Genomic DNA, 15,359 nt, shown 5'->3' with positions numbered 1-15,359 from the left:
GACAATGCCCAGCTTTGAACTTCTGTTGAAATATCGCATCCATATCGCATTGCTGGCGATATTTATCTCGCTATTCGCATGGTTTACCGAATGGGCCGACTGGGTTTACATCTGCCCCTATTGCCGCGCACAAAGGACGGTCATCGGACTGCTTGGCCTGCTTTTACTGGCCAACCCCATGCACTGGCTCAACCGGTGGATAGCATCAACATTGGCACTACTTGGGCTGGTTGTCGCCGGAATGCAGCATTTCAACGGCTGGAAAAAGATCATGGCTGGCCAATTTACCTGGGGTGACTATTGGTATGCCAATGCCTGGGTTCTCTCCGGCTGTGCGATGTTCATCATCACCGGCCTGATCCTCTACCTGTGGACTTGGCGGCCACCCCTTGTCGAGACGGACCAGCCATGACCTCTCGCTCTCTTCAACTTCCAGATCATCCGGTCGTAGAAAGTTCCGCGACCATTCTACTGGATTGACCGTCCGTTGGATCGGAATCCAAAGTCGATATTGGTTCTGGGGGCATATGGTTTCATTGGCAGCGCCATTGCCAAGGAGCTTTCATTTGCCGGACATCGAGTCACCGGCTTCGGTCGCAATCTTTCCTATGGCCGGGCCATTCTCCCGGATATCCAATGGTGTAAAGGCGATCTTCGCCAATATTGTGACCCCCAAAGCTGGTTGCCTCTGCTGCACGAAGTCGATGTCGTCATCAATGCGAGTGGAGTTTTGCAGTCCAGCCCGGGGAACGATGTCAATATCACTCAGGCCGACGCCATCTTCGCACTGATCAAAGCATGCGAGATTTCGGATATCTCTCAATTTATCCAGATATCGGCCTGCGGCGCGTCAAATGATGCCGCACATGATTTCATGACGAGCAAGGCCCGTGCCGATCAACAGCTCCACAATTCGGCGCTCACGGCAACAATTCTGCGGCCGGGCTTGGTGATCGGTAGAAACAGTTATGGCGGCACCGAACTGATCCGCATGATTGCCGCCCTTCCCCTTTTCGCACCGCGATTGACCGGCTTCGGCAAAATCCAGTGCATCGCACTTGCCGACGTAGTGGAAGCGACCGTGAATGCTATCGCCCGGCCTGTTGCGCTGGCCGGTTCCTACGATCTCGTGGAAACCGAATCCCGGCCCGTCGATCAGATCATTGCACTGCACCGGGAATGGCTCGGATTTGGCGCCGTCGGCCGGAAGCTTCCCGTCGGGCGCCTTCTAACGAAAATCGCCGCCATGATGTCCGACGCGCTTGGCTGGCTCGGCTGGCGGTCTCCGATGCGTAGCAACGCAATCCGATCCCTCATCAACGGAGTGCAGGGCCAGTCTGAGCAGACGGCGATCATCCTCGGACGGCCAGCCATTGCGCTGGGACAGGTTCTGGAGGGCTTCCCGGCAGGAAAGCAGGACCGCATCCATGCGCAATTGATGCTCGGACTGCCACTATTTCTGGCAATGCTCGCTCTCCTCTGGCTGGGTTCGGGCCTGCTGGGAATCTGGAAGGCTGACGAAGCCGCTGCGCTGCTGGATGGCTCATATCTTTCGTCCAATATCGCGTTGATCATGGTCTACGGCGGAGCCGTCGCAGATCTGATCCTGGGTGCCGGGCTGCTTTTTCGCAAAACGGTGCGGGCAGCATTGGTCGGCACCATTGCAATCTCGCTCGCCTATCTGGCCGGTGGCACGATTTTGACACCACTGCTTTGGCTTGACCCGTTGGCGCCGCTGATCAAGGCCCTCGCGTGCGTTGGGTTATCCATGACTTGCCTGATCGCGCTGGATAAAAGATGAGCAACTTGCTGCTCTTCGCCCAGTGGCTGCATATAATCGGTGCAACGATATTGATTGGTACCGGCGCGGGAATTGCGTTTTTCATGCTGATGGCCCATCGCACCGATGATCCAAAACTTATTGCCCATGTTGCCCATACCGTGGTTGTTGCAGATTTCCTGTTCACCGCTCTGGCGGTGATCGTTCAACCGATCACCGGATTCTGGCTGGCCGCTCTGACCGGATGGCCGATTATGACACCCTGGATAATCTGGTCGTTGGCACTGTATATTTTCATCGGGCTGTGCTGGCTTCCTGTCGTCTGGATCCAGTTGCGTCTGCGAAACCTGGCACGGCAGTCCTGCGAGACGCACTCTGCCTTGCCACCGGAATATTACCGGCTCTACAGGGTCTGGTTCGCGCTTGGCATTCCCGCCTTTGCAGCAATTTTGCTGATTGTCTGGCTGATGCTCGCCAAATCAGTTTTTTGACGATAGGACAAGTTATGACACCCAAAGATATCGAACTTGCGCAAAAACTTGCAGAAGCTGCGGGCGAAGCTATCCGTCCGTTCTTCCGCGCCAAATTTGACCAGGAAGCAAAAAGCGACTCGACCTTTGTTACCGAAGCAGATCGCGCGGCAGAAGCCGCCATGCGGGCGATCATCGAAGCGGAACGGCCGGATGACGGCATTATCGGCGAGGAATATGGCACGCGCAATGAAGGCGCATCGCGACAATGGGTGCTCGATCCGATTGACGGCACCACCAGTTTCATCGCGGGGCGGCCGATATTCGGCACCCTGATCGCACTGATGCAGGAGGGCTTTCCACTGATCGGGATAATCGACCAGCCGATTTCACGAGAACGGTGGGTCGGCGTCGTCGGCCGCGAGACATTGTTCAACGGCCAGCCGGCCAGATCGGCGCGCTGCCGGGAACTCAAGGACGCCGTTCTCGCCACCACCTCTCCCCACCTTTTCGACGAGCATGACGCCGATCATTTCATGGGACTGGCCGGCAAAGTTGCGCCGCGCAAGATTATCTATGGCGGCGATTGCTACAATTACGGCCTGGTCGCCAGCGGCCATGTCGATGTCGTCTGCGAAGCGGGCCTGCTGCTCCATGATTTCGCCGCCCTCGCCCCGATTATCGATGGCGCCGGCGGGATGATGTGCGACTGGAACGGCGAACCATTGCACGCTGAATCAGACGGCCATGTACTGGCGATCGGTGATCACGCGCGGGTGGATGATGTGCTGGAGGCTATTGCTTGCCATCATTGAGGGATTTTCTCTCTTGATATCCCTTGCATTCCTGCCGAATCCCGCTAAAGACGCCCTTCCGAAGTGACGCTCTGGCCAGTGTTGGGCTGCCACAAGTGTCCGTAACGGTACCATCTAGAGGAGACCAAAATGCCCAAGTTGAAGACCAAAAGTGGTGTGAAGAAACGCTTCAAGATCACTGCGAACGGCAAGGTAAAGCACGGCGTCGCCGGCAAACGCCACCGTTTGATGAGCCATAACAGCAAATATATCCGTCAGCAGCGCGGCACCAAGAAATTGTGTGATGCGGATGCCCGGACAGTCAAGAAATGGGCGCCATACGGTCTGGGTTAATCCCGCCGCAGCGACATTCAAACTTACAGGATATAGAATATGGCACGTGTAAAACGGGGTACGACCACTCGTACAAAACATAAAAGATTATTGGTTCAGGCGAAGGGCTATTATGGCCGCCGCAAGAACACCATCCGCGTCGCGCGGCAGGCTGTCGAAAAAGCCGGCCAATATGCCTATCGCGATCGTAAAGTTAAGAAGCGGGCTTTCCGCGCGCTCTGGATCCAGCGTATCAACGCTGCGGTTCGCGCCGAAGGCATGACCTACGGCACGTTCATCCACGGCACCAAACTGGCCGGCATTGAACTCGACCGCAAAGTGATGGCCGACCTGGCGATGAATGAACCGGCAGTCTTTGGCGGCATCATCAAACAGGCGCAGGATGCTCTGGCCAAAGCCTAAGCATTTTCATAATTTCAAAGAAGCGCCGGAGAGCAATCTCGCGGCGCTTTTTTATTGGGTTTTTCGTGAGGCTTGCTAGACGGGCAACGAGCAAGAACGGGACAATATGATGAGCGACATCGAAGCGGTCAGGGACAAATATCTGGAGCAAATTGGCGCGGCGGCCGATGGCGAATCGCTGGAAGCAATCCGCGTGGCCGCGCTCGGCAAGAAGGGCGAGATTTCGCTGCTGTTGAAAACCCTGGGCAAGATGACGCCGGAAGAACGGCAGGAACAGGGCCCGAAGATCAACGGCGCGCGGCAGGCGGTTGCCGATGCGCTGGCTGCCCGCAAGGAGGCGATGGAAGCCGCGGCGCTGGACGCGAAGCTTGCCACCGAGACACTTGATCTGACATTGCCCCCGCCAGCCGCCCCGAAAGGCAGCATCCATCCGGTCTCTCAAGTGATGGATGAACTGGCCGAAATTTTCGCCGATCTAGGCTTTTCCGTCGCCACTGGGCCGGAGATCGAGGACGACTGGCATAATTTCACCGCGCTCAACATTCCAGAAACCCATCCGGCCCGGGCGATGCACGACACATTCTATTTCCCGCAGACGGATGACAGCGGCATGCCCAAATTGCTGCGTACCCATACATCGCCAGTGCAGATCCGCACGATGATGGATGTTGCGAAGAAGACCGACGGAGCGGGTGAACCGATTTACCTCATCGCTCCCGGCCGCACCTATCGCAGCGACAGCGATGCCACGCATACGCCGATGTTCCATCAGGTCGAAGGGCTGGTGATCGACAAGGGCATTCACATGGGCCATCTGAAATGGACGCTGGAAACCTTCGTCCGCGCTTTCTTCGAGCGCGATGATATCGAATTACGCCTGCGCCCGAGCTACTTTCCGTTCACCGAACCCAGCGCCGAAGTCGATGTCGGCTTCTCGGTCGAAGGGGGCCGGCGCATAATCGGTGGCGACCCGCGCGGTGAAAATGGCGGTTGGATGGAGATACTCGGTAGCGGCATGGTCCATCCCAATGTCATCCGCAATTGCGGACTCGATCCAGATGTCTGGCAGGGTTTTGCCTTTGGTTGCGGTATCGACCGGCTGGCGATGCTGAAATATGGCATGGACGATTTGCGCGCTTTCTTCGACGGCGATCTGCGCTGGGCCGACCATTACGGCTTTGACGCGCTCGACGTCCCCACGCTGAGCGGAGGAGTCGGCGCATGAAATTTTCCCTAAGCTGGCTCAAGGCCCATCTCGAAACGGATGCAAGCCTCACTGAGATCACCGACAAGCTGACCGCAATCGGCCTGGAACTGGAAGGCGTTGAAAACCCTGCCGATGCCCTGCGCCCGTTCCGTGTCGCCAAGGTTATCGAAGCCGGACCCCATCCCAATGCCGACAAGCTGCAATTGCTGAAGGTGGACGACGGTAGCGACGAGCCTTGGCAAGTCGTCTGCGGCGCGCCGAATGCGCGCAAGGATATGGTCGGTGTCTTCGGCCCTCCCGGCAGCTATATTCCGGGTAGCGATTTTACCTTGAAACCCGCGAAAATACGGGATGTCGAGAGCTTTGGCATGATGTGCAGCGCGCGCGAGCTGGAACTGGGCGAGGATCATGACGGCATTATCGAACTGCCGTCTGATGCGCCGGTTGGCACAAGCTATGCCGACTATGCACAGCTGGACGATCCGGTGATCGATGTCTCCATCACGCCCAATCGCCAAGACTGCATGGGCGTGCGCGGCATAGCGCGCGATCTCGCTGCAGCCGGCCTCGGCGCGCTCAAGCCGATGGACATCGCCAACATCGCCCGCAATGGCGCAGGTCCCGATATCGCGATTGACGATCCGGAAGGTTGTCCCGCCTTTTACGGTTGCACCGTCAGCGGCGTGACCAATGGCGCGTCTCCGGACTGGATGCAGGCCCGGCTGAAGTCTGCCGGCCAGAAACCGATTTCGGCGCTGGTCGATATCACCAATTATGTCACGCTCGACCAGGGCCGCCCGCTGCACGTCTATGACGTTGCCAAGCTCAACGGCGGACTGGTTGCGCGCAAGGCGCAGGACGGTGAAAAGCTGGTCGCGCTCAACGACAAGGAATATATTCTCGACGAGACCATGACCGTGATCGCCGACCAGGCGGGCGCGCATGGCATTGGCGGCATCATGGGCGGCGCGGCCAATGGCACCGACGGGAACACCACCGATGTACTGATCGAATGCGCCTATTTCGATCCCGCCCATATCGCCCGCACCGGCCAGAAGCTGATGCTGACCAGCGATGCCCGGCAACGCTTCGAGCGCGGCGTTGATCCCGCGTTCCTTGAAGAGGGGATCGCTATTGCTACAGCGCTGGTGCAGGAACTGTGCGGTGGCACGGCGAGTGAAATCACCCGCGCCGGTGAAGCGCCGACGGACCAGCGCACTATTGCTTATGATCCGCGTCAATGCGCTTCGCTGGGCGGGCTGGATGTGTCTGCGGACCGGCAGAAGGCCATTCTCGAATCGCTCGGTTTCGAGATCTTGTGTCCCCGCGAAGGCGGGGATCCATCTCCTGAAGGCACCAAGGATGACGAGCGGGAGATGGACCCCGGCCTTCGCCGGGGAACATGGACCGTCACCGTGCCGACATGGCGCCGTGACGTCGCCGGCTGGCAGGATATCGTCGAGGAAGTGATCCGGATAGAGGGACTGGACAGGGTTCCATCGACCCCGCTGCCCCGCAAACCGGGTGTCGCCAAACCGACCGCCTCGCCGGAACAGCTTTCCGAGTGCAAAGCGCGACGCGCAGCAGCGGCAAATGGTCTCAACGAAGTCGTTAACTGGAGCTTCATTTCCGATAAGGAAGCGGCGCCTTTCGGTGGCGGAAGCTGGTCACTGGCCAATCCGATCAGCGAAGAGCTCAAGGTCATGCGCCCATCGCTGCTGCCCGGCCTGATCGCAGCCGCCCAGCGCAACGCCGCGCGCGGCGCAACGTCGATCCGCCTGTTCGAAGTGGGTCGCCGCTATCTGGAAAGCAGCGAACATCCGACCATCGGCCTGGTTCTGGCCGGCGAAAACCGCGCCCGCAGCTGGCAGGCTGGCGCGGCAACGAAATTCGACGCTTATGATGCCAAGGCGGAAGTGCTTGCGATATTGGCCGCCGCCGGCGCACCGGTCGATAAGCTGATGGATTTCGGCGAGGCCGGTGATCATTATCATCCCGGCCAGTCGGGCACGTTGCGCCTGGGACCGAAGAAGATATTGGCGGATTATGGCGTACTCCATCCTTCAACAACCAAGGCTATGGGCTTCAAGGGCACAGCGGTCGCCGCCGAGATATTCCTCGATGCGATACCGCTGAAGAAGAAATCCGGCCATATGCGCGAAGCCTTTGCGCCACCGGCATTGCAGGCGGTGACCCGCGATTTTGCCTTCATCGTTGATGCAGACCTGCCAGCTGGCGATCTGGTGCGCGCGGTCAAGGGCGCGGAAAAGAAGCTGATCACCGATGCCCGGATTTTCGATCTGTTCGAGGGGCCGAGCGTCGGCGAGGGCAAGAAATCGCTGGCGGTGGAAGTGACCTTTCAACCGCAAGATGCGACGTTGACCGAAGAGGATCTGAAGGCGCTTTCGGACAAGGTTGTCGCGAACGCCGGCAAGCTGGGAGCGGGATTAAGGGGCTAGTTACTGCCGTCATGCTGAACTTGTTTCAGCATCCATTTCTCCCCATAGAACCTGCGTCCAGTCGATGGATAGATCCTGAAACAAGTTCAGGATGACGAGTGTTAGAAAACTGAACTTATGACCCAAACCAAACCCCGCCGAACATTCGCGATCATCTCCCACCCCGATGCGGGTAAGACGACGCTGACCGAGAAGCTGCTCTTGAAAGGCGGCGCTATCCATCTGGCGGGCGAGGTCAAGGCGCGGGGCGATAACCGCCGGGCGCGGTCCGACTGGATGAAGATCGAGCAGCAGCGCGGGATTTCGGTGACCTCCAGCGTCATGACCTTTGAACGCAACGGCATTGTCTTCAACCTGCTCGATACGCCGGGCCATGAGGATTTTTCGGAAGATACCTATCGCACCCTGACCGCCGTCGACAGCGCGATCATGGTGATCGATGCTGCATCGGGTATCGAGGCACAGACATTGAAACTGTTCGAGGTCTGCCGGCTGCGCAGCGTGCCGATCATTACTTTCATCAACAAGGTCGACCGCGAAGGGCGGGATCCGTTCGAACTGCTCGACGAAGTCGCCGACAAGCTGGCGCTCGACGTCTGCCCGATGAGCTGGCCGACCGGCATGGGCGGGCAGTTTGAGGGCGTCTATGATCTGGTCAAAAACCAGCTGCACCAGCCGACCGGCGACAGCAAAATCTATGACGGTGTGACACAACAGTTTTCGGGTCTCGATGATCCGAAACTGGCCGGAGTGCTCAGCGAAGGCGCGCTCGAGCGGCTGACCGGCGAAGGCGAACTGGCGCAGGGTGGTTATAGCAACTTCGATCTGGAGGCCTATCAGCACGGCGATCTGACGCCGGTTTTCTTTGGTTCGGCACTCAAGCAGTTTGGCGTCGAGGAGCTGATCGAGGCGATCGCCGATTATGCCCCGCCGCCGCGTCCGCAACCGGCCGAGCCGGCTCCGATCGATCCGGAGAGCGACGATGTCACCGGCTTCATTTTCAAGATCCAGGCCAATATGGACCCGCAGCACCGCGACCGGATTGCCTTCATGCGGCTTTGTTCCGGCGAGTTCAAACGCGGCATGAAGCTGACGCCCTCGGGTCTCGGCAAGCCGATTGCGATTCACAGTCCAATCCTGTTTTTCGCGCAGGACCGCGAAATTGCCGACACGGCGGAACCGGGCGATATCATCGGCATCCCCAATCACGGCACCTTGCGGGTCGGCGACACCTTGTCGGAAAAGAACCAGGTGCGGATCACCGGCCTGCCGAATTTTGCGCCCGAAATCCTCCGCCGGGTAATCCTGCGCGATCCGACCAAGACCAAGCAATTGCGCAAGGCTTTGGACGATCTCAGCGAAGAAGGCGTCGTGCAGGTTTTCTATCCCGAACTGGGCGCCAACTGGATCATTGGCGTGGTTGGGCAATTGCAGCTTGAGGTTCTGGTATCCCGTCTGCAGGCCGAATATAAGGTCGACGCCTATCTGGAACAGGCCCCGTTTGAAACCGCCCGCTGGATCAGCGGTGATGAAGCGACCTTGAACGCCTTTGCCAATATCAACCAGTCCAGCCTCGCCCGGGACCGCGATGACAATCTGGTGTTTCTGGCCAAATCGGCCTGGGATGTCGGCTATCAGGAAGAGCGAAACCCTGATCTAAAGTTCAGCGCGACACGCGAACGCTAATCCGGTAAATCCCGGTCATGGCCAGCAAATCCACGACCCAAAAAGCCTTTCAAGCGATCACGATTGATGATGAAGGCCGTGTTTGCGCCGATATCCCGGAAAGCGCCTGCAATCAGGAACCGGGCAATTTCTTCAAACATGTAGGCTCGCTGGCGCTGACCAAAAGCGCCGACGGGCTGATTGATCCGAAGCTGGTGCTCAGCTGGCTGATGACGTCGCTGGGCGCGCCGGTGGCGCTGATCGGGTTGCTGGTGCCAGTCAGGGAAGCAGGCGCTCTGCTACCGCAGCTTCTGACCGCCGGATATTTGCGGAAATTGCAGCGCCGCAAATGGGCATGGGCGATCGGCTCGCTGATGCAGGGTCTGGGAGCCGCCGCGATCGGGCTGGTCGCGATCACTATGACCGGTGCGGCCGCCGGCTGGGCAATTGTCATCGCGCTGGCGATATTGGCGCTGGCGCGCAGCATTTGCTCGGTCTGCTACAAGGACGTGCTGGGTAAGACCATCGACAAGTCCCGGCGCGGCACCGCGACCGGTCTGGCGGGTTCTATCGCGTCGGTCACCGTGATTGTCTACGCGCTGGCTCTATCCTCCAATCTGGTGGACCGCATGACGCTGGTTATCGGCGGTCTGTTTCTGGCGGGGGCGGCATGGATATTGAGCGGGCTACTGTTCGCCACTTTGAAGGAAGAAGCCGGAGCGACCGAAGGCGGAAAATCCGCGCTGAAGGAAGCCTATAAAAATTTCGCCTATTTGCGCGATGACCCGCAGCTCGTGCGCTTCATCCTGACCCGCGGACTGTTGACCGCCACTGCGCTGGCGCCGCCGTTCATGATTGCCGTCGGCAGCCAGGCCGGGGAAGGCTATGACAAGCTCGGCTTTCTGGTGCTCGCCTCGGCGCTGGCCAGCCTGTGCAGCAGCTTCGTCTGGGGCCGCCTGTCCGACCGTTCCAGCCGCAAGGTGCTGGTCTTCTCGGCAATGGTCGCTGCCATCATATTGGCCGTGACAAGCTGGCTCGCCTTCGCCGGAACGCTCAGCGGCGGCTATATATTGCCGGTGCTGTTGTTCGGCCTGATGATCGCCTATCAGGGCGTCCGCCTCGGCCGGTCAACGCATCTCGTCGACATGGCCGACAAGGACAGCCGCGCTGCTTATACCGCGCTTTCGAATACGATCATCGGATTGCTGTTGCTAGCCGGCGGTGTGTTCAGTCTGGTCGCCAACTGGTTTGGCGGGGAAGTGGTACTGGCGATCATGGCGGGAATGAGCGGGCTGGCGATATGGGCGGCGTTTGGGTTGGACGAGGTGCAGCGGGGGTGAAGGTACCCTGCGGTCGGCGATGAACCTTTAGGAAATTTTCGAGAGTAGACCGCTCCAAATCGGGTCTTATCAACCTTCATCCTCTCCCTATGGGAGAGGATGGTTGGGTTTCACCGTCATCTGATCCGCGAATTTCGCTGCCATTGGGTTGGATCCCAGCATTCGCAGGGATGACGGTGATTACCATGAACAAACCCTCTTCAATAATGATATCGGCATTGCGCTATTTCCAGCACTTGCTCTGGTCCTTCGCCGCGCACCCGATAGACGAGGCGATGTTCGCGGTTTATACGCCGCGACCACCAGCCTTTCAGTTGGCCGCGCAACGGCTCTGGCTTGCCGGTACCCCGGAAAGGCGTCCGGCGACATTCCTCTATCAGCGAATATATTCGTTCGGAAAGCTTTGGATCATGTTCCTGGAAATATCGATATTCCGGCCAACTTTTTCCCGAGAATAATACATTCACTGCTTGAAAAGCTCAGGCTCGAATCCCTCTCCGGCATCTAGTTGCCTTATCGACTCCAGCAGGCGCTCGGCATTTTTTGGTGAAGACAACAAATGGATAGTTTCTTCCATACCGGCCCACTCACTCTCCGAGATCATGACCACCGCCTCGCCATTTTGACGGGTAATTTTCAGGGGAATCTTGTCGGCTACGACGCGATCCATCAGCGCCTTGAGATTGGCGCGGGCCTTCGAGAAATTTTCCATCAGCATGATGGGCTTTACTTGTACCTAATGTTGTACAATGTCAAGATGACTCTTGTCACCCCAGCGAAGGCTGGGGCCTAAACCAGGTTCGCGAACCTCACTGCCCTTGGGTTGGATCCCGGCCTTCACCAGGATGACAGGGTTAGCTCCTAAGCAAGAACACTGCATGTTCCGCCAGCAGATTCGCCAGGCTGCGCCCGGTCTGCTTGTCGCCGCTGAGGAACCATTGCCCCTCCTGCGCATATTGGCCGTCCTGCACAAGCGCACGGAAATCGGCGATCGTGACATGATGGATATTGGGCGTGTCAAACCAGGTCTGCGGGATTAGTCGCGTCACCGGCATCCGGCCGCCGAGCAGCAGCGACGTGCGAATCCGCCAATGGGCGAAATTGGGGAAGCTGACAAAGGCCTGCTTGCCGATACGCAGCAGCTCGTCGACCATGATGTCGGGGCGGTGGGTGGTCTGCAGCGTCTGGCTGAGGATCGCATAGTCGAAACTGGCGTCGGGATAGGCGGCAAGATCAGTGTCGGCATCGCCCTGCACCACCGACAGTCCCTTGGCGACCGCGCTGGCGACATTGGCCGGGTTGATCTCCAGCCCGCGCGCATCGCAGCCTTTCTCATCGCGCAGCGCCGCCATCAGCGCGCCGTCGCCGCAGCCGATGTCGAGCACCCGGCTGCCGGGAGCGATGTTGTCGGCGATGATCTGCAGATCGGGACGGAGTTTGGTCATGCGGCTACTCCCACCTCGTCACGCTGAACTCGTTTCGGCACCCCTTTGTTCGCGCTCGCTGCCTGTGTAATCAGGCGCGATGGGCCCTGAACCAAGTTCAGGGTGACGATGGATATAAAATTGATCATCGTCCTTCCCCTGCCTTCAGGAAGCCGTCGACAATCCGGTTCATCTCGGGATTTTCCAGCAGGAAACTGTCATGACCGAAGGGGCTCGACAATTCCATGAAGCTGACCTCTGCTCCGGCCGCGTTGAGCGCGTGGACAATCGCCCGGCTTTCGCTGGTCGGATAGAGCCAGTCGGTATCGAAGCTGATCAGACAGAAGCGCGTTTTCGAACCGCTAAACGCATTTGCCAACGCGCCGCCATGGGCTTCGGCGAGATCGAAATAGTCCATCGCCCGGGTGATATAGAGATAGCTGTTGGCATCGAAGCGGTCGACAAAGCTGATCCCCTGATGGCGGAGATAGGATTCCACCTGGAAATCCGCATCGAAGCCGAACGTCTTGGCGTCACGGTCCTGCAGCCGGCGGCCGAATTTCTCGGTCAGGCCGGCTTCGGAGAGATAGGTGATATGGGCCGCCATCCGGGCGACAGCAAGGCCGCTGCTCGGTGGATCATCGTCGGCATAATAATCCCCGCCGCGCCAGCGCGGGTCGGCCATGATCGCTTGTCGCCCGACTTCGTGAAAGGCGATATTCTGGGCGCTATGCCGCGCCGCCGAAGCGATAATCACCGCCGACTTGACACGCTCAGGAAAGAGCGCCGCCCAGCTAACCGCCTGCATCCCGCCCATCGAACCGCCGACGACGGCGTGCAAGCGCCGGATCCCAAGATGATCGAGGAGCATCGCCTGCGCACGCACCATATCGCCGATCGTCAGAACGGGGAAATCCATTCCCCAGGGCCGGTCGGTCGCAGGATTGACCGTCGCCGGTCCGGAACTGCCCAGACAGCTGCCGATCACATTGGCGCAAATGACGAAATGTCGCTCCGTGTCGACCGGCTTGCCCGGCCCGACCATTCTGATCCACCAGCCGTCTTTGCCCGTCAGCGGGTGCTTCGAGGCGACATATTGGTCGCCTGTCAATGCATGGCAAATCAGGATTGCATTGCTGGCATCCGCATTGAGTGTGCCATAGGTTTCATAGGCAATGTCGACAGGCGCGAGCTCTGCCCCGCTGTCCAGCGGCAGCGGCCCGAGCAGGCGAACCTTTCGGTCTAGTCCAAAACGCGTATCTTCTGTCATCAACAGCGGAGCTAAGCGGCGAAATCCCCACCGTCAAATGATAATGCTGTTGACTGACAGGCCGCAAAGGTTAGTCCGGCGACAGATATTCTCTTCTGACAAGCGGACCAAGGCAATGAGCGGACCAAAAGCAAAAGACTGGATCATGGGCATTGCGCCTTATGTGCCGGGCAAATCGACCGGCGCGGACGGCCGCAGGATCGTCAAGCTGTCGGCGAACGAGAATCCGCTCGGTTGCAGTCCGGCCGCTAGCGATGCACTCAATGCCGCCTCGGCCTCTGTCGACCGCTACCCCGATCCCGGCTCGACCCGGTTACGCGAAGCGATTGCCGCCATATATGATCTCGATCCGGCGCGGATCATCTGCGGCACCGGTTCCGACGACGTCCTGCATCTCGCCGCCAATGCGTTCAGCGGGCCGGGCGATGAGATCATCTATGTCAAATATGGCTTCGCCGTCTACGATATAGCGGCGCGACGCTATGGCGGCACGCCGGTGGTGGCCGATGACAAGGATTATGGCACCGATGTCGACGCCATTCTCGCCAAGGTCACCGACCGGACCAAGGTCATATTCATAGCCAACCCCAATAATCCAACCGGCACATTCACCCCGCGCGCCGAGATTGCGCGCCTGCACGCCGCCCTGCCTGGCCATGTCCTGCTGGTGCTCGATGCCGCCTATGCCGAATATATGGACGAAGGGCAGGATGACGGCGCGCTGGAACTGGCCAGCAGCCAGCCCAATGTTCTGGTCACCCGCACCTTTTCCAAGATTCACGGTCTCGCCGCCGAACGGATCGGCTGGGGCTATGCCGACGCAGAGATTATCGGTGCGATGAACCGGATCCGGCTGCCGTTCAATGTCACCACCGCCGGCCAGGACGCCGCCGTCGCGGCGCTTGCCGCCGACGATTTCGTGACCATGAGCCGCGAGCATAATGCCAGATGGCGGCAATGGCTGAGCGACGAAATGGGCGCGCTCGGCAATCACGGCCTCAGGGTGGTGCCGAGCCACACCAATTTCCTGCTCGTCCTGTTCGAGGGCAAGGTGACCGCCGAACAGGCCAATGCGGCGTTGATGGACAAGGGCTATGCGGTCCGCTGGCTGCCCGGACAGGGACTGGTCAACGGCCTGCGCATCACCATCGGCACCGAGGAAGAAACCCGCGGCGTCGCCCAAGCCTTGCGCGAGATACTGGAAGCCGCCGACTGATGCTACCTTTTGCCAATATTGCGATCATCGGTATCGGGCTGATCGGCTCGTCCATTGCCCATGCCGTGCGCGAAGCCATGCCGTCAGCGCGGATCACCGGCTATGACACCGATCCGGCGGTGCGGGCGCGAGTCATCGAACTGGGTTTCTGCCACGATGTCAGCGACAGCGCCGGTGCAGCAGTCACCGACGCTGACCTCGTGATCCTTTGCGTACCGGTCGGCGTGATGGCGGACGTCGCCGCCGAAATCGCCAGCGATCTGCCCGCTGACGCCATCATCAGCGATGTCGGTTCGTCGAAAGAAAGCGTGCTGGCAGCATTCGCCGAGGCGCTCCCCGGTGCACGGGTCATTCCGGCCCATCCCGTTGCCGGGACCGAAAATAGCGGACCCGATGCCGGATTTGCCACGCTTTTCCAGGATCGCTGGTGCATCCTCACCCCGCCGGCAGACGCCGCAGCAGGCGACATCGAGCGGGTACGCGCCTTCTGGCAAAAGCTCGGCGCCGATGTCGAGATCATGGACGCCAAACATCATGATCTCGTGCTCGCGGTGACCAGCCATTTGCCGCATCTCATCGCCTATACAATCGTCGGTACCGCGTCCGATCTGGAAGATGTCACGCGTGGCGAAGTGATCAAATATTCTGCCGGCGGTTTCCGCGACTTCACCCGGATCGCCGCCTCCGATCCCACGATGTGGCGGGACGTGTTCCTGTCCAACAAGGATGCGGTGCTGGAAATGCTGCAGCGCTTCTCCGAGGATCTTTCGGCCCTGCAGCGCGCGATCCGCTGGGACAAGGGCGACGAACTGTTCGACCTGTTCACCAAGACCCGCGCGATCCGGCGCCGGATCATCGAGGAAGGCCAGGACGACGCCGCCCCCGATTTCGGCCGGACGCACGATTAACAGCCGCGGGTAGCGGCGAAGCCGAGCTTTACAGCAACAGCCATTTTTGTTTTCTGCGGCCTTTGCCTCG

General features: G+C 59.4%; 16 protein-coding genes. 12 read left to right on the top strand and 4 right to left on the bottom strand.

Annotated features, from left to right (window positions below; all coding sequences use genetic code 11):
* Positions 1-4: 4 nt before the first annotated feature.
* The 10 genes from BOSE62_RS13295 to BOSE62_RS13250 all read left to right on the top strand — a co-directional run bounded on the left by BOSE62_RS13295 (position 5) and on the right by BOSE62_RS13250 (position 10,471).
* Positions 5-412, top strand: coding sequence for a hypothetical protein (locus BOSE62_RS13295; protein WP_159646987.1), 408 nt, complete (start codon positions 5-7; stop codon positions 410-412).
* A gap of 75 nt (positions 413-487) precedes the next feature.
* Positions 488-1,801, top strand: a complete 1,314-nt coding sequence (locus tag BOSE62_RS13290; RefSeq protein WP_159646985.1) for an SDR family oxidoreductase — start codon at positions 488-490, stop codon at positions 1,799-1,801.
* Entirely contained in the window at positions 1,798-2,271 is a 474-nt protein-coding gene (locus BOSE62_RS13285; protein WP_159646983.1) for a DUF2269 family protein, read from the top strand. The genes BOSE62_RS13290 and BOSE62_RS13285 overlap by 4 nt, the downstream gene beginning before the upstream one ends.
* Before the next feature lie 14 nt (positions 2,272-2,285).
* The gene (hisN, locus tag BOSE62_RS13280; protein WP_159646981.1) at positions 2,286-3,065 is read left to right on the top strand and encodes a histidinol-phosphatase; all 780 of its coding nucleotides are present in this window, start codon (positions 2,286-2,288) and stop codon (positions 3,063-3,065) included.
* 129 nt (positions 3,066-3,194) lie between these two features.
* Entirely contained in the window at positions 3,195-3,398 is a 204-nt protein-coding gene (gene rpmI, locus BOSE62_RS13275; RefSeq protein ID WP_159646979.1) for a 50S ribosomal protein L35, read from the top strand.
* A 39-nt stretch (positions 3,399-3,437) separates the two neighbouring features.
* Positions 3,438-3,800 carry a 50S ribosomal protein L20 gene (gene rplT, locus BOSE62_RS13270; protein WP_089133726.1) on the top strand — a complete coding sequence of 121 codons (363 nt, stop codon included), beginning with the start codon at positions 3,438-3,440 and terminating at the stop codon, positions 3,798-3,800.
* A gap of 109 nt (positions 3,801-3,909) precedes the next feature.
* A complete protein-coding gene (gene pheS / locus BOSE62_RS13265; RefSeq protein ID WP_159648047.1) occupies positions 3,910-5,025 on the top strand; it encodes a phenylalanine--tRNA ligase subunit alpha in 1,116 nt (371 codons plus the stop codon).
* Positions 5,022-7,466: a phenylalanine--tRNA ligase subunit beta gene (gene pheT, locus BOSE62_RS13260; RefSeq protein WP_159646977.1), complete on the top strand. Its 2,445-nt coding sequence runs from the start codon at positions 5,022-5,024 to the stop codon at positions 7,464-7,466. The genes pheS and pheT overlap by 4 nt, the downstream gene beginning before the upstream one ends.
* 117 nt (positions 7,467-7,583) lie before the next feature.
* A complete protein-coding gene (locus BOSE62_RS13255) occupies positions 7,584-9,152 on the top strand; it encodes a peptide chain release factor 3 (protein ID WP_159646975.1) in 1,569 nt (522 codons plus the stop codon).
* 17 nt (positions 9,153-9,169) lie between these two features.
* Positions 9,170-10,471, top strand: a complete 1,302-nt coding sequence (locus BOSE62_RS13250) for an MFS transporter (protein ID WP_159646973.1) — start codon at positions 9,170-9,172, stop codon at positions 10,469-10,471.
* A 200-nt stretch (positions 10,472-10,671) separates the two neighbouring features.
* On the opposite strand, the gene BOSE62_RS13245 is transcribed toward BOSE62_RS13250, so the two are convergent.
* The 4 genes from BOSE62_RS13245 to metX all read right to left on the bottom strand — a co-directional run bounded on the left by BOSE62_RS13245 (position 10,672) and on the right by metX (position 13,165).
* Complete coding sequence (locus BOSE62_RS13245) at positions 10,672-10,938, bottom strand: Txe/YoeB family addiction module toxin (RefSeq protein ID WP_159646971.1); 267 nt, start codon at positions 10,936-10,938, stop codon at positions 10,672-10,674.
* Entirely contained in the window at positions 10,935-11,189 is a 255-nt protein-coding gene (locus tag BOSE62_RS13240) for a type II toxin-antitoxin system Phd/YefM family antitoxin (RefSeq protein ID WP_100093159.1), read from the bottom strand. Before BOSE62_RS13240 ends, BOSE62_RS13245 begins: the two co-directional genes overlap by 4 nt.
* A 136-nt stretch (positions 11,190-11,325) precedes the next feature.
* On the bottom strand, positions 11,326-11,916 hold the full coding sequence (gene metW / locus BOSE62_RS13235; RefSeq protein WP_159646970.1) for a methionine biosynthesis protein MetW: 591 nt from the start codon (positions 11,914-11,916) through the stop codon (positions 11,326-11,328).
* A 124-nt stretch (positions 11,917-12,040) separates the two neighbouring features.
* Complete coding sequence (gene metX / locus BOSE62_RS13230) at positions 12,041-13,165, bottom strand: homoserine O-acetyltransferase MetX (protein ID WP_159646968.1); 1,125 nt, start codon at positions 13,163-13,165, stop codon at positions 12,041-12,043.
* A gap of 115 nt (positions 13,166-13,280) precedes the next feature.
* On the opposite strand from metX, the gene hisC reads away from it, so the two are divergent.
* Positions 13,281-14,381 (top strand): histidinol-phosphate transaminase, encoded by a 1,101-nt coding sequence (gene hisC / locus BOSE62_RS13225; RefSeq protein ID WP_159646966.1) that lies wholly within the window; start codon positions 13,281-13,283, stop codon positions 14,379-14,381.
* Positions 14,381-15,289 carry a prephenate/arogenate dehydrogenase family protein gene (locus BOSE62_RS13220; RefSeq protein ID WP_159646964.1) on the top strand — a complete coding sequence of 303 codons (909 nt, stop codon included), beginning with the start codon at positions 14,381-14,383 and terminating at the stop codon, positions 15,287-15,289. Before hisC ends, BOSE62_RS13220 begins: the two co-directional genes overlap by 1 nt.
* Positions 15,290-15,359: the final 70 nt, after the last annotated feature.

It is taken from the genome of Sphingorhabdus sp. 109 (assembly GCF_902506555.1).
Lineage (GTDB): Bacteria > Pseudomonadota > Alphaproteobacteria > Sphingomonadales > Sphingomonadaceae > Parasphingorhabdus.
Note: the sequence above shows the minus strand (reverse complement) of the source record. Positions and strands in the feature narration are given on the sequence as shown.